Source organism: Eubacteriaceae bacterium ES3 (genome assembly GCA_030586155.1).
Lineage (GTDB): Bacteria > Bacillota > Clostridia > Eubacteriales > Eubacteriaceae > Acetobacterium.
The window spans coordinates 1,566,051-1,587,130 of the sequence record CP130741.1; the positions used below are offsets into that span (position 1 = coordinate 1,566,051).

Annotated in this window: 26 protein-coding genes; 2 read left to right on the forward strand and 24 right to left on the reverse strand. The window is 40.5% G+C overall.

Annotated elements, in window-relative coordinates; all coding sequences use genetic code 11:
* Positions 1-102 precede the first annotated feature (102 nt).
* The 7 genes from Q5O24_07120 to Q5O24_07150 form a co-directional block, all read right to left on the reverse strand.
* A complete protein-coding gene (locus Q5O24_07120; GenBank protein WKY49073.1) occupies positions 103-2,730 on the reverse strand; it encodes a terminase large subunit in 2,628 nt (875 codons plus the stop codon).
* 27 nt (positions 2,731-2,757) lie between these two features.
* Positions 2,758-3,720, reverse strand: a complete 963-nt coding sequence (locus tag Q5O24_07125; GenBank protein ID WKY49074.1) for an N-acetylmuramoyl-L-alanine amidase — start codon at positions 3,718-3,720, stop codon at positions 2,758-2,760.
* A gap of 137 nt (positions 3,721-3,857) precedes the next feature.
* Positions 3,858-4,052: a hypothetical protein gene (locus Q5O24_07130; GenBank protein ID WKY49075.1), complete on the reverse strand. Its 195-nt coding sequence runs from the start codon at positions 4,050-4,052 to the stop codon at positions 3,858-3,860.
* An 83-nt stretch (positions 4,053-4,135) separates the two neighbouring features.
* Positions 4,136-4,804 (reverse strand): virulence protein, encoded by a 669-nt coding sequence (locus Q5O24_07135; GenBank protein ID WKY49076.1) that lies wholly within the window; start codon positions 4,802-4,804, stop codon positions 4,136-4,138.
* The gene (locus Q5O24_07140) at positions 4,801-5,007 is read right to left on the reverse strand and encodes a hypothetical protein (protein WKY49077.1); all 207 of its coding nucleotides are present in this window, start codon (positions 5,005-5,007) and stop codon (positions 4,801-4,803) included. Before Q5O24_07140 ends, Q5O24_07135 begins: the two co-directional genes overlap by 4 nt.
* Before the next feature lie 77 nt (positions 5,008-5,084).
* The gene (locus Q5O24_07145; GenBank protein ID WKY49078.1) at positions 5,085-6,401 is read right to left on the reverse strand and encodes a site-specific DNA-methyltransferase; all 1,317 of its coding nucleotides are present in this window, start codon (positions 6,399-6,401) and stop codon (positions 5,085-5,087) included.
* 15 nt (positions 6,402-6,416) lie between these two features.
* On the reverse strand, positions 6,417-6,950 hold the full coding sequence (locus Q5O24_07150; GenBank protein ID WKY49225.1) for a P27 family phage terminase small subunit: 534 nt from the start codon (positions 6,948-6,950) through the stop codon (positions 6,417-6,419).
* A 190-nt stretch (positions 6,951-7,140) separates the two neighbouring features.
* Here Q5O24_07150 and Q5O24_07155 point away from each other — a divergent pair, with 190 nt between their 5' ends.
* Together Q5O24_07155 and Q5O24_07160 are read left to right on the forward strand one after the other, a co-directional pair.
* On the forward strand, positions 7,141-7,413 hold the full coding sequence (locus tag Q5O24_07155; protein WKY49079.1) for a type II toxin-antitoxin system Phd/YefM family antitoxin: 273 nt from the start codon (positions 7,141-7,143) through the stop codon (positions 7,411-7,413).
* The gene (locus Q5O24_07160) at positions 7,400-7,714 is read left to right on the forward strand and encodes a type II toxin-antitoxin system RelE/ParE family toxin (GenBank protein ID WKY49080.1); all 315 of its coding nucleotides are present in this window, start codon (positions 7,400-7,402) and stop codon (positions 7,712-7,714) included. Before Q5O24_07155 ends, Q5O24_07160 begins: the two co-directional genes overlap by 14 nt.
* A gap of 3 nt (positions 7,715-7,717) precedes the next feature.
* On the opposite strand, the gene Q5O24_07165 is transcribed toward Q5O24_07160, so the two are convergent.
* From Q5O24_07165 to Q5O24_07245, 17 genes are all read right to left on the reverse strand, one after another.
* The gene (locus tag Q5O24_07165; protein ID WKY49226.1) at positions 7,718-8,077 is read right to left on the reverse strand and encodes an HNH endonuclease signature motif containing protein; all 360 of its coding nucleotides are present in this window, start codon (positions 8,075-8,077) and stop codon (positions 7,718-7,720) included.
* A gap of 136 nt (positions 8,078-8,213) precedes the next feature.
* Entirely contained in the window at positions 8,214-8,648 is a 435-nt protein-coding gene (locus Q5O24_07170) for a DUF1492 domain-containing protein (GenBank protein WKY49081.1), read from the reverse strand.
* Complete coding sequence (locus Q5O24_07175) at positions 8,641-8,907, reverse strand: hypothetical protein (protein ID WKY49082.1); 267 nt, start codon at positions 8,905-8,907, stop codon at positions 8,641-8,643. The genes Q5O24_07170 and Q5O24_07175 overlap by 8 nt, the downstream gene beginning before the upstream one ends.
* 24 nt (positions 8,908-8,931) lie before the next feature.
* Positions 8,932-9,222 (reverse strand): VRR-NUC domain-containing protein, encoded by a 291-nt coding sequence (locus Q5O24_07180; GenBank protein ID WKY49083.1) that lies wholly within the window; start codon positions 9,220-9,222, stop codon positions 8,932-8,934.
* A gap of 195 nt (positions 9,223-9,417) precedes the next feature.
* A complete protein-coding gene (locus Q5O24_07185) occupies positions 9,418-11,895 on the reverse strand; it encodes a phage/plasmid primase, P4 family (GenBank protein WKY49084.1) in 2,478 nt (825 codons plus the stop codon).
* Positions 11,895-13,829 (reverse strand): bifunctional 3'-5' exonuclease/DNA polymerase, encoded by a 1,935-nt coding sequence (locus Q5O24_07190; protein ID WKY49085.1) that lies wholly within the window; start codon positions 13,827-13,829, stop codon positions 11,895-11,897. Before Q5O24_07190 ends, Q5O24_07185 begins: the two co-directional genes overlap by 1 nt.
* A 69-nt stretch (positions 13,830-13,898) precedes the next feature.
* Complete coding sequence (locus tag Q5O24_07195) at positions 13,899-14,660, reverse strand: hypothetical protein (protein WKY49086.1); 762 nt, start codon at positions 14,658-14,660, stop codon at positions 13,899-13,901.
* A 48-nt stretch (positions 14,661-14,708) separates the two neighbouring features.
* On the reverse strand, positions 14,709-15,119 hold the full coding sequence (locus Q5O24_07200; protein WKY49087.1) for a hypothetical protein: 411 nt from the start codon (positions 15,117-15,119) through the stop codon (positions 14,709-14,711).
* Positions 15,120-15,182: 63 nt separating this feature from the next.
* On the reverse strand, positions 15,183-16,622 hold the full coding sequence (locus Q5O24_07205) for a DEAD/DEAH box helicase (protein ID WKY49088.1): 1,440 nt from the start codon (positions 16,620-16,622) through the stop codon (positions 15,183-15,185).
* The gene (locus Q5O24_07210; GenBank protein ID WKY49089.1) at positions 16,622-16,990 is read right to left on the reverse strand and encodes a type II toxin-antitoxin system PemK/MazF family toxin; all 369 of its coding nucleotides are present in this window, start codon (positions 16,988-16,990) and stop codon (positions 16,622-16,624) included. Before Q5O24_07210 ends, Q5O24_07205 begins: the two co-directional genes overlap by 1 nt.
* On the reverse strand, positions 16,980-17,189 hold the full coding sequence (locus Q5O24_07215; GenBank protein ID WKY49090.1) for a hypothetical protein: 210 nt from the start codon (positions 17,187-17,189) through the stop codon (positions 16,980-16,982). The genes Q5O24_07210 and Q5O24_07215 overlap by 11 nt, the downstream gene beginning before the upstream one ends.
* Before the next feature lie 83 nt (positions 17,190-17,272).
* The gene (locus Q5O24_07220) at positions 17,273-17,890 is read right to left on the reverse strand and encodes a hypothetical protein (protein ID WKY49091.1); all 618 of its coding nucleotides are present in this window, start codon (positions 17,888-17,890) and stop codon (positions 17,273-17,275) included.
* 140 nt (positions 17,891-18,030) lie between these two features.
* Positions 18,031-18,222, reverse strand: a complete 192-nt coding sequence (locus Q5O24_07225; protein WKY49092.1) for a hypothetical protein — start codon at positions 18,220-18,222, stop codon at positions 18,031-18,033.
* Between the two features lie 97 nt (positions 18,223-18,319).
* Entirely contained in the window at positions 18,320-19,093 is a 774-nt protein-coding gene (locus Q5O24_07230; GenBank protein ID WKY49093.1) for an ImmA/IrrE family metallo-endopeptidase, read from the reverse strand.
* A gap of 9 nt (positions 19,094-19,102) precedes the next feature.
* Positions 19,103-19,477 (reverse strand): helix-turn-helix transcriptional regulator, encoded by a 375-nt coding sequence (locus Q5O24_07235; GenBank protein ID WKY49094.1) that lies wholly within the window; start codon positions 19,475-19,477, stop codon positions 19,103-19,105.
* 233 nt (positions 19,478-19,710) lie between these two features.
* A complete protein-coding gene (locus tag Q5O24_07240; GenBank protein WKY49095.1) occupies positions 19,711-20,421 on the reverse strand; it encodes a hypothetical protein in 711 nt (236 codons plus the stop codon).
* A 43-nt stretch (positions 20,422-20,464) separates the two neighbouring features.
* Positions 20,465-21,079, reverse strand: a complete 615-nt coding sequence (locus tag Q5O24_07245) for a hypothetical protein (protein ID WKY49096.1) — start codon at positions 21,077-21,079, stop codon at positions 20,465-20,467.
* Between the last annotated feature and the right edge of the window lies 1 nt (position 21,080).

The following is a 21,080-nucleotide window of genomic DNA, read 5'->3' on the forward strand; positions in this document are numbered from 1 at the left end:
TCTCTTTCTGCACAATATTACCAACTAATTGTGCAGAAGTCAATGATTATAGGCAGAATATTGATCGTCATTTATGCTTTATCTCAGGACAACATTTTCAAACTACAGAATGAAAATCCCCCTCTCATCATAAACACTGCCACCAATATTACCACCACAGCGAATCGCCCGATCCAGTGCCATAATCGTAGCCACGGCCCCATCAATACGCTCGGTCGATTTTTCTTTATCTGGTTTGATATTTCCAGCTGGATCAGTTCTTACAAAAATATTGTCCATCATCCACCTGAGAATGGGTTGACCGCCATGGGAGAGGTTCCCCTCCAGTGTCAGTTTCATTAGCTCTTTGGTTGATGGCGACATATCTTTAAAACCCTGTCCGAAAGGAACAACGGTAAATCCTAGTCCCTCAAGGTTTTGAACCATCTGAACGGCTCCCCATCGGTCAAAAGCTATTTCTCTAATGTTATACTTGGTTCCCAGCTCTTCAATGAAGTTTTCAATATACCCGTAATGAACCACATTGCCTTCGGTGGTTTGCATGTAACCCTGCTTTTCCCATACATCATAAGGGACATGATCTCGCCGTACTCGTTGTTCGATGTTTTCTTCTGGGATCCAAAAGAAAGGCAGTATCACATACTTTTCACCATCATATTTTGGCGGAAAGACTAACACAAATGCAGTGATATCAATGGAGCTGGACAGGTCCAGACCGCCATAGCATTCTCTGCCCAGTAGCTCATCTGGATCAATTTCTTCATCGCACAAGTCCCATTTCTCCATCGGCATCCATCTAACGGACTGCTTAACCCATTGGTTAAGACGAAGCTGCCTGAAAAGATTTTCTTCAGCCGGATTAGCTTTAGCATTTTCACAGGCAATTTGGATTTTTTCAATATCAACCGTAATCCCCATTGATGGATTGGCTTTTTCCCAGACTTTTGGATCCGTCCAGTCCTCGTTTTCACCAGCACCGTAGATAACCGGATAAAAGGTTGGGTCAATCTTTCTTCCAGCCAGAATATCTTCAGCCTTCTGATGGACCTCCCAACAAATGGAATGGCGATCTGTTCCAGCCGTAGTAATTAAAAAATATAGGGGTTGTTTCCTGGCATCGCCGGATCCGTGAAGCATAACATCATAAAGGTTTCGATTGGGTTGTGCATGCAACTCATCAAAGACTACCCCGTGAACATTCAAACCATGCTTAGTGTAAGCCTCGGCTGACAATACCTGATAGAAGTTTCCAAGCGGTTTATAAATGAGTCGCTTTTGTGAAAGTACTGGCTTGATCCGTGATTTAAGCGCTGGACATTGTTCCACCATATCAACGGCTACATCAAAAACAATTGATGCCTGTTGCCTGTCAGAAGCACAACCATAAATTTCACCACCATGTTCGAAATCACCGCAGGTTAATAAAAGCGCAACAGCAGCAGCCAGCTCACTATTATGTGTTGGCAAAAAAGAACGCCCCACCAAATATTGATGAGACGGGCTATCTACTTGTATGCACTGCATGCCGGTATTGGCAATCGGCTCAATTTTGTCAATATATCTAAAGTGACTTCGTGTTCTGGGATTTCTATTGACACGATTGATTTGTTTCCTATCCAATCCGCTGATTGTCATATCGCTAAAAGCTGTGAATTTTACATAATAAAGGGTTTCACCGGTAGCAACCCGGCCACATTTTTTGCTTTTTTGGTTCCAGTCTTTTCTTTGGGTTGAAGGTGCAAGAGTAATCGCATTTTTAATACCCAAACTCCATAACAGCTCGCTAACGCTTTCTGACAAAGCTTTTTCGGTTGAAGTATAAATTGCCTGGCCTTTGATGATACTGATCGACCCATCGGAATCCATCAGGCCACAAAGCAGTCGGATTCTTTGCTCTCTCGAAGCACGTAAATAATCAATCGGAATAACTTTGTCATGATAACTCTTTAATAAGATTGACCGGAGTGCAGGTATCCTAAAAACTCGGCTATCCCCGACATTTTTCCATGAACTGGCAATTTCATAGAAGGGCCTTATATTTTTCAACACCTTTGTGACGTCATCCGTTTTAATGGTGATTTCAGGTTTAACGGAATTGCCATTACCAAGCCAGTAACCCATTAAATAGGGTTCGATCGGCAAGTCAGCCGTGTCGTTTTTGATGCAATCAGCAACCGGTATTCTAAAATGAATTCGCTTATGATTGTTGGGCAGGCGAAAAATTTCACCGGTTGTCATGATACACTGCTTGTATTTACCGCAAGTAGACTCTCCTACCCATTGATGGTTTTCTCCGGCTTCAATCACTTCACCATCTTTAAAGGTAATGCAATAGGCTTGTTCAGAAAAATCAATCTTACTTTTAGCAACAACATGGCAAGGTGAACCCTTCTCGTCAAAAACTCTATCCCCAACAGAAATTTCACCCATTGTGGTATAACCCTTGGGTGTTGGAATAATTGTATCAAGAGCCAGCTGTTTCCCCTGCTTCTTAGCTATCTCAATATAAGCAGTATTAAACTGTCTGGCCTGGTTGGGTTTAATGATGCCAAAGACATCCCGGATAATCTGTTCCTGCCAATCAATTAGTTCAAAGGGCTGACCATGCCATTGGCCCTTGGTGTGCTTCAAACAGTTAATGAATGAAACCGCTAAATCTGCACGGCTCTGATCATAGATCGATGTTGATTTTTTGAATGGGCTTTCCTGATAGATATCCAGATGGCGCATAATAGTCGGCTCCTTTCTACGAAATGGTTAGTTAAAATAAGCTAAAATTCCCTCCAGTATGCCCTGGGCTTCCAGTTCTGAACCGCCATTATTAAAGAAATGGCAGTCACTCGGTGAAGTGGCAAACATAGCTTCAGTAATAACGGCTGGCATATCGGAATACGTGACATCGGAATCATCCCTTTGAACAATTCCTCGATTAGATAGTCCCATCTGGTTACACATTCCATTCAACACCAGCTGAGAAAGTTTCAAACCTTCAGTGCTACCGGGATAACAAATGACCAGTGTTCCGCTGGCATTGGAATCAGATGCGCCATTGTGATGAACACTGACAAAAATATCGGCATTGTTTTGATTGGCAATAACCGGTCGATCGCTTAAAGCCAGATGCCGATCATCGGTTCGGGTATAAACAACATTGAAACCGTGCTCTTGAAGGAGTTGACCCAAGCGCAAGCTAACTACCAGGTTCATATCCTTTTCCTGCAGATCTCCACAGGCTCCCGGATCAGATCCGCCATACCCCGGATTGATACACACAATTTTGCCGTTCCCATTAACGGTTGTATTAGGGTTTGATACAGGAGTGGCAGCAGGTGTTTGGTTTTGATACGCGATGCCGTTTAGCCCCAATGCTTTAAGGGTTTCATTGCCGACAATACAATCAACCGTCAAACCTTTGGCCTTTTGAAATGCTGTCATCGCAGCTAATGTTTCATTGCCAACTGCGCCATCAACCGACACTGGATAACCATTTTTATTCAGCGCTTCCTGAATCGATTTGATTTCACTCATCAGAGCAGCATCAGACTGATCGCCATAGATACCATCCTGTTCCAGACCATGATAGGACTGAAGGGCCAGCACTGCCTTCTGAGTTTGACTCCCAAAGTCGCCATCAACTTCTCCGGCATCATAGGCACAGAAGTTAAAATCCCTTTGTAATTGGGCAACTTCACTGCCCATACTTCCAATTTCTAAAAACATCGTTCTTTCCTTTCCTTGTTGCCCACAAAAAATGCGCAACAAAAAAGCACCTCATCATGAGCTGCAGTAAAATTTTTATATTCTTTTTATAAATCTGTACGAGAAAAAGGCTTTTTATCAGCCCTTTTCAAAAACTTTTAATGCGTTTTCTTACCGTATTCAAAAGCCTGAATCAAAACTTCTTTAAGGCCCCAAACTGAAATGTCCAGGAAATCTTCATGATCGCTGTGCCTCGTTTCAAGGTCTCCTCTTTGTTCAATGCTGTAGAATGCTTCCTTGGCAATTTCCAAAAGCGCTTCGTAATCTTTCTTGCTAATTTTTTGTTCCTGCATGGCGTTGGCCCCCTTTTTTTATTGTGTACATATTAGCTCTATGTCACACTAATAGCAAGTTATATACACAAAATAGCGTAGAATCAGATGTCGTCTTTTTTAGTACCGTGTTTAAAAGCAGAACTGCCAGATAAGTTTGAAAGTAAAATCTTCCGGGTTGTTTTATACTCATCCCCAATAAAGCCAAGCCGCAGCAGGAAACAACGAAAAGTATATTTTTCATTTTCAACTATCTTGACGGTTGCTGAAATGCGCTTTTGATTCTTAGCCATGTCACAAATGGCTGCAATAAATTGTGTGTAAGCTTTGATAGCATCTGGTTCAGCATTTGCTGAGAACCATGGGAAGCGCAGTGAATCCCGCGTTTTTTCGAGGTGTAATGAATCAGCACCAAGGGCTTTTTTAATCAAATGGCATTTGCTAATAATCAGGTTTTCAAGGTTATGAATCGCTTCATCCGTAAATCCTTCTTTTGGAATTTCAATGATGAGTTCGTCATCTTCTTCATCCGGAGTTTCTGGAGTTTCAAAAGTAAATCCCTTTGATTGTAAGCTTTCTAGTAAACTCTCACTTGCAGACTTTTCAATACTTTCAGAAATAATTAATCCTCCCTGTTTGTCAACTTCAAAATCGCCAATGGTGTACGAAAAGCTTGGTGTCCCCTGATAAATAGGTTTAGTCTCAAGGATTTCACCAATGGCTGCGATCAGAGCTTTACGATCATTATCGATTAATTGGAATCTTCCGGTCATGACTCTTCACCGTTTTGAGGGGCTTTTGAAAGAATTTGAAATCTTTTTTCTTCGATGAGGTCTTGCAGTTCGTCAGGTCCGTAAATTAATACCTGGTCACTGGCTCCACTTGTTTCGGCTAAAACTAAATCTTTACCCCAGAATCCAACAATCTGATAAGCTTTCTTTCCATCTCCAGTCATTAATAATGTACCTTTTTTCATGATCCTTCTCCTTAGTGTAGTTTTTGTTGTGTCTATATATCACTGAAAAGGCCTATAATAGCAAGTTGTTTTTCACATTAATCCTTTTCTTTCCTGCCTTTCTGAAGGTCATTAACGTTGCCTTCTTGAAAAGAAAGTTCTACTGAATCAGGATTATAAAGCGCAGAACAATCCAGGGTCGTACCATTTCTGATTACTTTGATATCATCGGTAGTCCCTTTTAGTGCTACATATCGTTTGACAATTACTGATGCATATTTGGGGTCCATTTCCATCAGATAGCCCGTTCGATTCATTTGCTCGGCAGCTATTAGAGTTGATCCGCTTCCACCAAATAAGTCCAACACGATTCCGTTTTCCTGGGATGAAAGTCCCATTGGATAACCAATCAGAGGAAGCGGTTTCGTCGTTGGGTGTAGTTTTGATTTAGTCGGCTTGTCAAATTCCCATACGGTCGTTTGTTTACGGTCACCATAGAATTTGTGTTTTGAGGTATCCTTGAATGCATATATTACCGGTTCATGCCGCATCTGAAAATCCATCCGCCCAATCACCAGCGCATTCTTGACCCAGATACAGGTTGTCGAATAATGAAATCCTGCATTCACCGTAGCATTAAAGAAGTTCACTTTTTCAGCATCCGAGTGAAAAATATAAATCGGAGACCCATCAGCAAGATGTTGATATGCATTTGTAAGCGCGTCTAAAAGAAATTGATAAAACTTTTCACTATCGGTCCAACTGTCATTCATAATCTTCATTCCAGTCCCACCCTGGTAACTGCAGTTGTAGGGTGGATCGGTAATACAAAGATTTGCTTTTTTGCCGTCCATCAGTGTAGTAACATCATCATACTTTGTTGAATCTCCACATAAAAGGCGGTGACGACCCAACAACCAGACATCGCCGGGTTCTACAAAACTTTGTCCATCCAGCGCTTCATCGACATCAAAATCATCCTCCTGGATTTCTTCATCATTTTCACTTTTGAACAAATCCGCAATCTCATCTTCCTCAAAACCGGTAAGGGATACATCGAAATCGGCCCCCTGCAAGGATTCAATTTCAATTCTCAAAAGTTCTCCATCCCAGCCAGCGTCCTGAGCAAACCGATTGTCGGCAATAATGTATGCCTTCTTCTGAGCTTCTGTAAGATGATCAACGAGTACGCATGGGACTTCGGTGATGCCTTCTTCCTGGGCTGCCATGACCCTGCCGTGTCCGGCAATTATCCCGTGATTGCTGTCGATGATAACTGGATTAATAAATCCGAACTCCCGCAGAGAAGATCTCAGCTTATTAATTTGTTCATTTGAATGTGTCCGGGCATTATTGATATAAGGGACCAGTTTATTGGTTTTGACCATTTGCATTTCTGTTATTGTTTTTTTCATTGGATCACCACCTCTTTATTTCCGTCCTGACAGCAGACGCTCCATCATATCATCGTGAGGAGTTCCACCGCTGTAGGCAACGGAGCAATTTTCTTTTACGACCTGGTGTATCTGATACCAGATCTGATTGGACTGCTTTAAATATTGTTGCGACATGGAAACGTAAGGGCTGGCAATGGCATTACCGGTTGTAGGATGCTTAGCTAAAAAACCATATTCAGAAATACATTCTTCGCACTGGATCCAACGGGAAACGCTCATGGCGTACTGCTCAATCAGATGCCTGCTGACCAGTTGATCACATTCCCGTTCCTTCAGCCATAGATAGATTTCATTGAAAATTTCTTCGGCGCATAGATTTTTACCATTTTTCTGAGTCGCTTTCAAGTACTCTTTCACCGGCGGAACATCGGCTCCAATAAAAGAGGCAGGCTCGGGTAGCACCATTGCACCATCCAGCCTGCCATCACTTATTTTTTCTGTAAGAGCCTTTGATTTCCGCCCGGCCCCAATTCGAGCTCCGCCGCGGTTTGTCCCGTCCTTTGCCATGTTTTTCACCTGCCTTTTTCCTGCAGGGGGTTAATACCCCCTTTGATTTCCGTTTTTTTCGCGCGTGCCCCCCTGCCCGTTGCATTTGCAACACGTTTTAGCGATTATTGCACCCCCACCCCGCAAAATTATGGCTAATCTAAAGAAATAATTGTATAATATCTTTAGATTAATCAAGGAGGACAATTAAATGCCAAACATTAAATCCAGTACGGATCTTAGAAACAATTACAATGAGATATCTAAATTCTGCCATGAAAATGAAGAGCCAGTCTTTATCACCAAAAATGGTCAGGGGGACTTGGCGGTAATGAGCATTGAAGCTTACGAATTATTAAATGGTAAGCTTGAACTCTATCGTGCTCTTGATGAAGGACGCTCCGCTATCAAAGCCGGAGAAAAACGTCCACTGGCCAATGTAATGAATGACCTACGCAAAGAGATAATCGATGGCAACTTATAGAATTGATATTTCTAAACCAGCGGAAAATGATCTCCGCGATATTATTCTGTACATTTCGTCACAATTATCAGCACCAATGACTGCTACAAAAATGATGGACACAATTGAAGAAGCACTCCTTAGTTTAGCCGAGATGCCGGAGAAATATCCACTTGTAAGAGATGAAAGCCTATCTTCAATGGGATATCGAAAACTTTTGATTAAGAATTATATTGCTTTCTATACCATTGATGAACTATTAAAAGTGGTCAATGTAGAAAGAATTCTCTACGCCCGTCGTGATTGGCTTCGCCTTTTATAAGCATCAGTGTCTGTCCCATCGGCCACCTTCTTTGGCGGTTATGGTTGAATGACAGCTGCTACACAAAGCCATAAGATTTTTTTCATCATGGGTACCACCTTTTGACAAGGGTTTGATGTGATGAACCTCCTGAGCCGGGGTTAGCCGTCCTTCTTTTAAACACTGTTCACAAAGTGGATTGTTCTTAATGTATTTGTTTCTGATTTTCTTCCAGGCCCAGCCATAGTGTTTTCGTGTTTCCGGATCGCGCGCGTACTTATTGTATTGTTGGTCATGTAATTTTTGATGCTTCTCACAAAATCGTCCGTCCGTTAATTCACCGCAACCAGGATGGCTGCAAGGGCGCTTTGGTTTTCTTGGTATGATCATCACCTCATTTTTTGCAATAAAAAAGTCCTGCTGGATTCTTCCAACAAGACTCATATCTTTTGATATATTTTCTCTAGCATAATAATAACACACTACCCCCGTGGACATCCACTGATATCCACGGCACATTTCAAATTTTTGTAAATTTTTTTGGGATTTTTATATGATCTATTGCCAAATCATGCCATCGACGGATGGTACGCTCATTAACACTCATGACTTCCCCAATTTTAGCCCAGGTGAAGTTGTGAACATAACGATAATGCAAAACCATCCGTTCGTCCATATTGCTGACGCTCTCAATCACCTGTGAAACTTCTTTTTTGTATGCCACAAGTAAATCAATATCGGCGTTGATTTCATTTTCCAGATCAATGATCTTAATAACAATATCCTCCATCCGATGTGTTTTTCTCGAAGGACTGCCAGGCATATCGCTGATCGTACTGGTCGCTTTGCAGGCAAGTGAGTGGAGTGTATTAACCTGTTCAATTTTACTATTGATACGCTCATCTAAGCGATAAGACTGTCCCAAGTATTCTTTTGCCGTCATTACCTCATTCATAATCGTTGACCTCCTCATTGAGTTTTTTAATCAGCATCTCAGGTGGAATATCTGTAATAGCTGAATATAAGCTACTCCTAAAAAATCTCTCCACCTCTCGCTTGGTATACTTTGAGACTTCATCTTCTGGTAATCTTACCAGTTTTTTCAATGCTCTGCGATAATCTCTAACCGCTTGTAGAATAATGCCATTGCCAAGTTCTAGGTAGTTTTCGCCATGATCGACAAATCGTGCCGCATTCTTCTGAGTATTATTCATAGAAATTCTTCCTCCAATATTTAATTACATTTTTACCTTTTCAACATCAATTGTGGCCTTGACTTCGTCTACTGAACGAACCACCACTGCCATGCCTCCAGCCGCATTAATTTTTCGTATTGTAGCCAGCTGCAATTTAGTTGGCTGTCCTTTGTCCGTCTTTACTTCAAAACCTAAAAATCTGCCACAATAACAACAGATAATATCCGGTATACCAGCTGTTCCATACATCCCTCCATGTTCTTTCCAGAAAAAACAACCCTCTACAGTTTTTAAATACTTCAAAATCGCTTTTACAATATCTGCCTCTTTCATCTGTCAAATGACCTCCTGTTAAATCCAGCCTTCAGACACATATGACACGTAAATTCCTATTTTTATAAAAATTGTTATTAAAATATAAGTATCTATATATATTTGTAATAATAAAAAGTAATAGGATTTTGGTGTAAAGACGTGTCATAGTGTCAATGCATAAACAATGGTTAAATATACGTTATCTGAGCATAATTACCCTAATATTTCGCCAAGAATAATACCCTTGATAATTCTACGCTTACCAAGCGAATCGACACCACGTTCCGTTCCTGGGATAGTATCTAACAGTTGGCGCACAAATGCTTTCTGTGAAAATGGTTTAAGTCCGCACTCCTCACAATAACCCTTATAAGCGTTAAAAAGTTCAGTGGAACCAACTTCACGCGAAACTTCTACCAGGCAGCATTCCTTCACAAAAGATAAAACACTGTTACTCTCTTCCCGATATTGCTGCAGTTCTTCCTTGTTTACATTTGTTTCAGAGAATCGATAATGGTTGTTGATTAGACGTTTCAATCCTTCTAAAGCAAATAAAAAAATACCATCTGCTTCCAATTGCAGCTTATCCAAAAGTTCCGGATCCTTACTGTTTTCCGGTACAGCATGATCAAAACGCACAATAATTAATCGACGATAGAAACCTTCAGACTTGTCTCCATAATTTCTGGGAATCGAATTGCAGGAGAATAGCAACCTCGCAGTGGATTGAAACGAGAATGGATTTTTATTCTTTTTCTCAACCGTCAGATAATCTTCTCCAACCAGCGCTTTAAAAATTCCGTTATCATCAATATTCTTAGTTGGCAGGTCAGCAAAGATATTTGCCAGTTTTCCAAATAATTCGGCGGTCTTAAAACGCTCATTCAAGGCCTGCCATGCCACGTTGGATACATTGTGGCTGCCCAGCAAGATTTCGTTTAAAACTAATAGGAGCTGGGATTTACCCGATCCACCGGTACCCACAATCACAAAACATTTCTGAGCACGAGTGATTGGCACAAGAAAATAACCAATCATCTCCTGAATTAACGGAATCTGGTTTTTGTCCAATACTTCATGAAGATACTTTACAAATCGAGGGCAGGTTGCCTTCGGATCATAGGAGACATTTAGCTGCACTGTTGAATAATAATCCGGTGCATGATCGGTTAAAGTATCATCAATAACGTTATACAATCCGTTTTTGACATTGATGATAAAAGGATTGGCATTGAGTTCACGAATATCCTTCTGGACCAAAAGCCGCCATTGACGTTCGGCATCGGTAATCTGATTCATTTTGACTTCCCGGGATATCATTTTTTCCCGGACCATCTTTTGTGCTTCAAGCTCTGGCATCTCACGATAGACGCCATTTTGATAAAGATAATATTGCTCAGCCGCATAAAAGACTTTTTCCGTGATTGACATATGCTCAGCCAGTACGCCTGGTAGAAATTTCAAGCCACGTTCCGTTGGTTCGTACCAGCTTGGGAATTCCATTTCGACCCGATTTTTCCTTGCCTTCAGTCCCCCTGTATATTCTTTATTTAAATTTTTATACAAGATGATCAGCGGTTTAAGATCCGTATTCTTAAGTCCAAAATGGGCCTTTATTTCGTAATTGATGATCGTCTCAGCGGTCACTGAATCCTGGTTATAAAGGTAGTCTTCCACAAAGATTCTGGCGGTCTGAATATCATCCACGACAGCATTTTTTACAGGAAGATTGGCGATACTGGACCTGAGTCCATCCAGGCTCATTGGGAGATAACAGAGGGCTGCTGGGGCTTTACACTGACAATCTCCGTTTAACATCCGGGGACATTTAAACCCTTTATCGGCAATTGTCTGACACGTGATTGGTCGGGTACCAGATTCGAGAAAATGATTAATTTTCTTCTGCGTATTCTGCACTGAATAATCAGGATGCGGCTTAGACATTTTATGAATCTGACTTGTTCCATCTTTAAAGACGGCAAGGTTTGTCACCATGGCATACCAGTCATGCTCTGATAGGGTTGTAGCATTTTCACGACAATGCTTGATAAAATTACATTCTTTAAGGACAATGTTAAGCCCCTTTTCCGACCCGTTTTTTGTTTCGATCTTTTCTTCTTTGATGGCTGGCAAAGCAGCCGATAGTTGTGCTTGAGTGTATCGGCGCTCAGGGTGAAAGGCGACGCACGTAACCATTACCGGATCCCCTTTGCAATGATAAAAACCCGGAAGGCGCATGACACGACTTTCATTGATGCACATGGGGTCACCCCTAAACTGCTTTACCAGCTGCTTTTGAATTCCTCGAAATACCGATACATTTGAATCCTTGATGAACCAATAGGTATGCAATGATTTTTTTGTCTTGATAATCATTGAAGGTGGAAGCGAAAATTCCTCTATCTGTTTTTGCTGTTCTTCAAAGGATAACTCATCACATTCGACGAACTGGGCATTGATCCGGGTGATACTGCCATCATCATGACCGCCAGTATTAACGACAAAGAAAATACCGCGATTCATCTTATTGTGCTGTTTTAGGATAGCTTCAATGGACTGATATTTGCCGCACTCGACAGAAAGCTTTTGTCCAGTAAACGTGCCCTCTTTTCGGTCATCAAAGATCCGAAAACAGACGCTATCCTCCGGGTTTAACAAACTCTGTAAGATTTCCTGGGCTGATACATCCATCAGACACCTCCTTCATCCAATTCCTTCATCGTCCCAAAGGTCTCCCCTACCGATGCTTCTGCGATAAGAGGAAGGTCAAATTCATCGAAGGGTTTTTGCTCCATACAAGCTTTGATGTAGACGACTGCTTCGGCCAAACGTTCTTGGGGAATAATAAAGGTTAATTCATCGTGAATTTGCAGAATTGGCTGCAGCCAGGGCCTTTCGGGAAGGCCTTTAAGAATTCTACTGATTGCAATTTTCAGGATATCTGCTGCCGTTCCCTGAATGGGTGTATTCAGACTGCAACGTTCAGCGAATGACTTCTTACCCCAATCACTACTGTTGATATTTGGCAAGTAGCGTCGTCTCCCGAGTTTTGTCTCTGAGTACATTCTTCTGGAAGCGATATATTTTGTTTCTTCTTGCCAAGTGGTAAGCCCAGGATAGCCGGCTTTTAGATTGTTGATGATGGCTTCACACTCGGTGACAGATTTAACAACTCCAGCTTTGAACTTCAGGGTTTTCTGTAAACCACGTGGAAATAGCCCATAGAACGTACCGAAGTTAACATTCTTGGCAATCGTGCGTTGCTCTTTGTAATCGGGCCGATGTTTGTTTTGCGCTTCCTCGTAGGAGCAGGCAAAAATAACAGATGTTGTGGCACTATGAATATCTCCGCCCGTCAGGTAAGTTTCCATCATAACCGGATCCTGGCAATAGTGGGCTCCGACCCTAAGCTCGATCTGAGAGTAATCACAGCTTAAAATTAGATGGTTTTCAGGGGCCTTGATGAAATTTCGAACACCCACAGGGTCATTGGTTTGACGGGGCATATTTTGGCAATTTGGCCGACTACAGTTGAAACGCCCAGTTTCGGTGGAAAGAGAATACATATTCGGATGGATATTTCCGGTTACTGAATTAATGTGTTTTAAATAACCGTCAATATAGGTGGATTTAATTTTTCCCCACTTCCGGTATTCCTGTACCAAAGTGAACAATATGGAGAGTTCGGGTCTGTTTTCGTCGCACCACTCTTTAAGCAGTGTCATGGTCGCATCATCTGCTGCTTCCTTGTTTGACTCTGTTGTTTTTAAGACCGGTAGCCCTTGCGTTTCATATAGGTATATCTTGAAAGCTTTAGTACTGCAGTTGGCACCAATTTTTACATCACCAATGATAAATCCTATATCGCTACGAATCCGCGCCATTTCCTGTTCGGCTTCTTCCTTGCGCTCAAGCATGAGCTTCAGGTCGACCGGTACCCCATTGTTTTTCATGATGCCGAGATAAACAGATGTCGGTGATTCCACATTTTCGACGAGCCATCTATGATTCGGGAGAAAACGGTCAAACCAGTCATTAAAAAGGTTCATCAATCGAAGTGAATAATCAGAATCCGCTGCTCCATAGCGGATGGTTTCTTCATCCTGTGGATCCAGTTCATCAAAATGCTTGCCGCCTGTTACTTGGTTAAACGATGGCAGGGATTCATGGCAGAGTTCATCGGCCAGCCGCTTCAGGCCGCTATCTGAAAGACCGCGAAATTCCGTATTGCTCTTTAAGGACATCTGCGATGCGGCAATAGTGTCATAGACTGGCGTCAGGATAACAATTCCCGCATGATAAGAGACCATCGATTCGAAGCCCAGGTTATGGGCAATCTTTCGTCTATTTGTATCTGAGAGAAATTCATTCAGAAATGCCATAAATTCTGACTGATTAATATTTGTACCAATTTTGTGAGCAAGAGGAACATAAATGCCTGTATGCTCTTTTACACTAAAACTACAGCCAACAATATGACTTTTAGCAGGATCAAGGGCCGCCTTTTCTTCTTGACGAAAGACATCGTCTGGGGCCGTTTCAAAGTCAAATGCCACATCAATTGCATCGCCAATGTACTCCAGAATCCCTGTTACAGTGGTGACGCACTTATAAATTTTTTCCATTAATTATTACCTCGTATAAAAACGGGAGGGCTCTCCCCTCCCGACTAAATTTTGCCAATTTACAAAGAACTACCGCAATGGCTCAATGATTTCTCCAGTTTCCGGATCTGCAAACGGAATTTCATCATCTGGCATCAGTGCTGACATGGACAGATTGGCCGCGTATTCTTTGACTTGTGTTACAATCGAACTTATTGCGTTTTTCTCATCCGGATCCAGCGCACGATCAAAGGTAAATACCGCCTGGGAAAATGCGATTCCTGAACTGCTAGTTGCTTTCTTGAGTGAAACCTTTGTTACAATCTGACTGAGTCGTCTACCTTTGGAAAGCTGTCGTTTGACATATTTGGTGAATTCCTTAAGACTCCCAGTTGGCAAAGAAAGTACCATCGGAAACATTTCACACTCCATGAGAATATAAATCATTCGGCGATTCTTACAGGCTTTTCCCTGGCCCTCACCACTACCGTATTGATTATTTGGACAAGTAGCGCATTGCCCCCCAGGAGAACCGTTCCCTGTTATGCCATCAAAGGATCCACAGTCAGGAGGATTGCTGCCACCTGCATATTTTTCATTATAAAAAGCGTAGGCGGGATGATGGAGAAGAATAACACCTGTCACATCTTTTACCATCTGGGTATCCTCACCATCTCCGACAGGAATTTCAAAGGCGGTTGATCCTCCTGCCGGAATTTTGATACGATCAAAGGTAAGTTCCAGACCCGCCAGGTCATCATCGAATTCATTCAGCATTTCCATATTGGAAAGGGCGGCAAATCCGCTTATAGTAGTTAGTTCTTTCAATTCATTTGTCTTTTTATCTGACATCTTTGTGTCCTCCAAAATATAAAATTTGTTTAGTGCTCATTGCATCCATTAACCTTTCCGGATCCCGACCGATGTTTTTTCAAATGTGTTGACCACATTCACAATCCATTTGGGGATTACGTCGTTGTTCAAAGCCATCTGTTCTTTTAGAAATGATGCCAGAGTATTGGCGTTGACCGTTTCGGTTACGATATCCGCATAACCATTTTGTTTCAGTGCAGAGATCATCTCATTTTTACACCCGGCTGCAGGTGATGCAAATAGTCGGCTGTTTAAATAAAATGTGCTGCCATTACGTGAAAAGCGCGCACACTCTTCCTCTGCCATTGCATCGGAAAGAGCCAGGTCTAATTTCTCAATTTCAGAACTGAGTTCCTTAGATTGTTTATCCAGGTCTTTTTTCTTGTCCTTTGCCGCTTTCAGTTGATCTGCCAGTAAAAATATTTGGGTATTTTTCATTATCTATTACCTCCTTATACTACTAAGCCGAAAATAACAACCCTCAGAGATTTGAAATACCTCTTAGGTTTTAAACGGGTTTCGGCCCTTCCGGTAATCATCTACGAGTGTTTTTGCCAAGTCCACTTTATTTCGTAGAGCATTCAGGACTTTAATATCGACAGTGTCTTTGGCTATCAGATAAATATATTGGCAGGCATTTTTTTGAGATACGCGATGGATTCGAGCTTTAGCCTGTTCAAAATTTGCCATCGAATAATCCATTGAAAAAAATACCATTGTTGATGCGCTAGTCAAGGTAATACCAAGACCTGCAGCCGCTATTTGCCCTACAAACACACGACAATCCGGGTCGTTTTGGAATTTATTAATCTCATCATCCCTGTTTTTTACGCCACCGCGGACCACGGCATAGTTGATTTTCTTTTTCTCAATTAAAGCTTGAATCGCATTCAGTTCGGGAACAAAACGGGCCATGATCACAATTTTCTTATCTTCTTCCAATACCGAATCGATAATGTCAGAAAGCGCATTGATCTTTGCTGTGCTTAGTGCTTTGGTGGAACCCTCATCATCGGTCAAATGACCACCAGAAATCTGGGACATTCTTAAAAGTTTAGTGAGCACATTTACGGCTGAAACTTCTGAATCTTTTAATTCGGTAAAAGACTCTTTTTCCAACTCGTCATAAATCCTTCTCGCCTTTGGCTCTAATTCGACGATACGGACCTCTTCAATGATCTCAGGCAGGTCCAGACATTCAGCCTTTGTCACTCGAAAAGCAACAGAGTGCAATCGACTGAGAAAATCTTCGGTCATGTGCTTTCTGAATCGTGGTGTGTGGTTGCCGTAGCCCACCATATCAAAATAACGGTTTCGAAAAGCATAGAAACTATCACCAAATATCTGACGATTCAAAAATCGATATTGACTAAACACATCAAGCTCTTTATTTGTGATAACGGTTCCGGTCAAAAGTAGCTTGTAGGCTGCTCGATCACCCAGATGATGCATGGCTTTCGATTGGGCGGTTCTAGCTTCTTTTAATTTGTGAGCTTCATCCGCAATAATCAAATCGGCGTTAAAGGCCATCAACTGTTTTTCAATCCGCCAGGCGGATTCATAATTAACCACCACAATTTCTAATCCATCGTCGTTGAGATTTTTAAGTTGATCCTTTTTTCTTGCACTACTTCCCTTTAAGATGGTCAGTGAGAATGGAAACTGTGCGAATTTATGATATTCATCGTCCCATACTCCGAGAATTGACAAAGGAGCGATGACTAGAACACGCTTGATTAGTCCCATCTCATAGAGAATTCCGGAGATGGCTATAGAAACAATCGTCTTCCCACAGCCCATCTCCATGAGTAAAGCAACTCCCTGACTCTGACTTTCTTGTGATGGAATAAGTCCAAACTTCTCACAGGCAAAATCAAATGCCTGTTGTTGATGCCGATATGGTTTGGCACTTAGAGGCATTGGCAAATTCTCACCAGTCATTACGAAGCCTCCAATCCAAGAGATACTTTAATAGCGGTATCCACCCGAATCATATCTTCGGGTCTGAGTTTTGTAACAATGCTCAGAATATCGGTTTTGTTAATTGTTGCTATTTGTTCTGCTTGAACAACTGTTGTTTTCAAGTTGTCATAATGTTGAAGAAGCACGTGTGTCTTCATTTCAAGCCTCTTAATCTGTGATGAAAGGTAGCAGACGATGATTAGAGGACTAAACATATTGCCTTTATTATTCTGAATAATAACTGCCGGATGATTGCCCATCATGACATGGCCGTTAGCTTGCCTGTTTTTCACAAATACAACGGTACCTCTTGTGATTTCATTCTTTAGATCTGTATTATTGTGCATCCGATACTCCTCTTTTTAGCTCGTGGATCTCAACGATTTCTACTGATTGCCCTGGCGCGAGTACTAGAATCTCGTTGAATTCTCCAAATAGAAAAGTGATCAGCCTTTGAGGCAATTTTTTGACTGTGCCATTCAGAACGTTTTGCTTGTTACCATTTCGGTCGGATACATTAATTTTTACTTTGTGTTGCAGCTTCATTTAATTTCCTCCAATCATTTTTTGAGGTTGTTATCTTCCTCTACTTCTAGACGAAAACAACAACCCCCGGGAGCTTAATCTATTTACTTGTCATTTTTTCCCTTTCGTTTTCGCGGAACTTGAACATCAAATTCCTTACACAAACGGGTAATTATCTTCTTCCAACGGTTACTCATGGCTTGCTGGGAAATTACTTTGCCTGTAACAGCGATCTCATCCTTGAGGATTTCTTCTAACTGTTTCATAGATCCTAAGTGGTTATAAATAAGGTCGCGCTGAGCATCAGTCAACTTATTCATCGCTTCAAGCAATTGAGGCATTAATTCGCTTGTTTTATCATCTTGCGGGAATATTAGATCAAAGGGATCGGATTTCTTATCCCTGATTGCGTCAATAGGATCAATCTTGCAATCTTCGCTAGACTGATTATGAAGTCGTTGTTGATTAAGAAAGCTGAAATCAGTATTTTCAGCATCATAGCGTTCTTGTAAATCTATCTGATGATCATCTTCATCCAACATTACAAGTAATTCCTCTGTCACTCCTTCTATTCCGATTTCTAAATAATGTGTAACTGTATGTTTTTTTTGATCGTCCCAAGTGACATAAGCATAACGACCATCTCTTGTCATGTAAGAATTCCGCTGGGGGTTGTACCTAGATCTTCGTTTCTGAGATTCACTATTCTTTGTTTTTTTCATTTTTGGCTCCTTTTAAATTTTTAAAAGAGCCCGTTCAAGTAGCTAGAAAACAAAAAAAAGAGCCTGACATATAGCTTTTAAGCTACTTGTCAGGCTCCTCACTCAGTTTATTGGTGGGTGCTCAGTACAAATTACGAGTCTTAATTATTTATTTTTCGATAACCAACGATTGATTGGCACTTCCAGCATTTTATATAATAATCTGGATTCCAGATATCTTTTCGGTGATTCTGCTTATGAGGATTAATCACCATAGTTTGCGTTTTCACATTTTTTTCAGAATCAAAAATTCTACGGCCACATTGAGGACACGATACTGGTTTCTTTTGCATAGAACCTCCTGTATTTTAAAATTAGTTAAGTGTTAGGCTTATGGCTAACACTTGTTGTAAAAATAATCAGCGGGTTTTTCCCGCCGAATTATTGCTGTTAGAAAAACAGATTGTTTATAACACGAGCTTCTCGTATTGTCGAAAATTCAAGCAGCTTTGAAGCCGGTGGATTCCTTTCAATCAACGCCAATCCTTTTAGACGAATTAATGCCGACGAATTCGAAACATTAAATGTTTCACTTACCAAATCAACCTTTGAAGCAATTGTTTGGCGATTAGAATTTTCAATAGCTTTTTTTACCATACTCTTAGGCATCAGAATCGCTGCCGATAAATAATTGGCTTGCCACTCCATCCATTCTTCTTCAGTCCAAAGTTCAAAGGGTTTTTGTTTAAAATTTTTATTGTCGATGCGGCACTGAACCATTGGTGCTCGACTATTGAAAAAAGAAAGTTGATCAGGCTCATAGCCAAAATAGGCAGTGTGTAAAATATGATGACTGCCTTCATGACCAACAGTGAATCGATAGCGATGCTCTTTATTTGGTTCCAAAAGATGATTATCGATAATTAATGTTCCGGCTTTTGCGCTGATAAATTCAGCTCGATTCATATCAGGGTTATAGATTGGAACTTCATCGGTGTCATTAAAAACGGTCATTCCAAGATAACACCCACAATGAGAGAGGTGTTGAAAATCTTGTTCCATACCGAGATAACGTACAAAAAATCGATCAATATCAATTTCTGATGGAACCCGCATTGCTTCTGAGCAAAAATCTGCGACGAATTGTTCCCCAAAACTGTCAAGTTGGTCCTTATTGACAACCGGGACATTGTTTATAGTAGTTCGAAACGCGGGTTTAAACATAGGCAAGAATTACTCCTTCCGCTTTTTTAACTCTTCTACGAACTTTAACCACTCTTCCTCACCGACATCGAGATCACGTGCAGTTCGTAGAGCCACGCTTATATAGTCTCGACCTTTTATGTATTCGGGCAAATCAGGTGCAACTGAATCTCGCTGCTTCCCAATTAAGTCATACATATCAGCTTTCTCCTTTTCGCTCAAATTTAAAATACCGGCGAGAGTTTCCAACCGTTCCGCTGTTAGCGGGGCACTTCTGTTTTTTTCGACGTCACTTAGATAAGGTGCTGATACACCTAATTGGCGCGCTAGTTCCCTTAAAGTGAAGTCTTTTTCTTCGCGTTTCTCTGAGAGAAATTGTCCAAAATTTTCATGATTTTTTTTCATTTTATTCACCTTTTTTCTATACTGCCTGCTCTATCCATTTTCATTTTCACTTTATTAATCATTGTTTAACAGGTCTTAATCTATTCGGTGAGTCAATTAATGGTTAAGGTGTTAACCTTACGACTTACAATTATTACACACCCCTTCATATATTTTTCAAGGGTGTGTAAATAAGTTTAAGTTTAGCCAAAGAATTTTTATTAATTTAATAGCTCTGTATTTAAATTTTGCATTCATTCATGCCTTGCCGTATAATCAGCCTTTAAAAACAGCTTATACTCATTAATTTTAATTCCATATTTTCTAAGCATTCGTCCGATCACATTTCTAACCTGGTTTGCACTCATATTTGTCATTACGTAAATATCTGTACCCTCGACTTTCCTAGGTGCACGAATCCCCTTACTATCCTTACAAAAGTAAGCAACTTTTCTCCCCTGCATCGTTTTATCCATAATGAATGATTCAAACTTAATTTTGTCTTTCTGGGCTAATTCTTGGCAGGTGCTAACAAATACCTCTTTCCAGTCTTTAGCATCATGGCGCTTTCCAAAAATTTCAAAAGCAGCCGGTCTTTTGTGCGTGTAATCATCATATAAGGTATAAGGAATATTTTGATCAACTCTTAGTGATTCATAGTCAGGAAGCTCTTTTGTGTCATCATCGCAATTTTCAGTACTGATGATTTCTTCCTCAATTTCCTCATCCAGCTGGAGTTGATTTGTAAAATCTTCCAACTTAATTTGGATTTCATCAACCGATTGAAGCAACTCCTGTAATGTTGACAATTTATTATAATCACGATCATCAACAGCTTGGTTGAAGGCGTTCTTAATGCTGTCAACACTGCCACTAATACATTGGCTGAGTAGTTCGATGCATTCCTGTATCTCTAATGCATCTTTCGGAAATTCGCTTTTAAAAAAAAGAATCAGTTTTTCCATTTCTTCCCCCTTATTGACTAATTTATTTATTAGTTTCAAACAATTAATGATTTTGTTTTGATTTTTTTAAAATACTCAAGATCACATCAACATCAAAGTTATTAGTCGCTTTTATCGAAAAAAACTGACCATCATAGTAATTTGAATAATGATTTACACAATCCATACCAAATTGAATTAAATTTCTAACATCATTGATAACTAAACCTGTTCCTTTAAAGATGTCATCTTCTTTTAGCTTGCCCATATCATTATGAGCAAGCAATTTATCTCTTATCTTTTTGAATTCAATCAACTTGCAATCAAACAAATCTAATTGATTTTTATCAGCGTTTAAAGCAATTTTTACTTTTTCACGATCTTCTGTATTAAATAGCATTTTCGTATTTTGCTCAATATAGTTTAAATATTTTCTAAAAGTGATGGTTTTATCATCGTAATCATAAAGTCTGCATAATCTAATTAATGCACCTTCATATAGAGCATTCTCGGTAAGAGAAAAAAACGCAGGAGATAAGTTTAAAACTTCTAGCCTTTTCGAATGCTGATTTTTCAAATAAATGAATAATTCAAACATAGAGTCGATCGTAATTAACTCTTGTCTTATAAATTCTCTATATAGCTCGTATTTAATTTGGTTTTCGGCCAAGTTATTCATC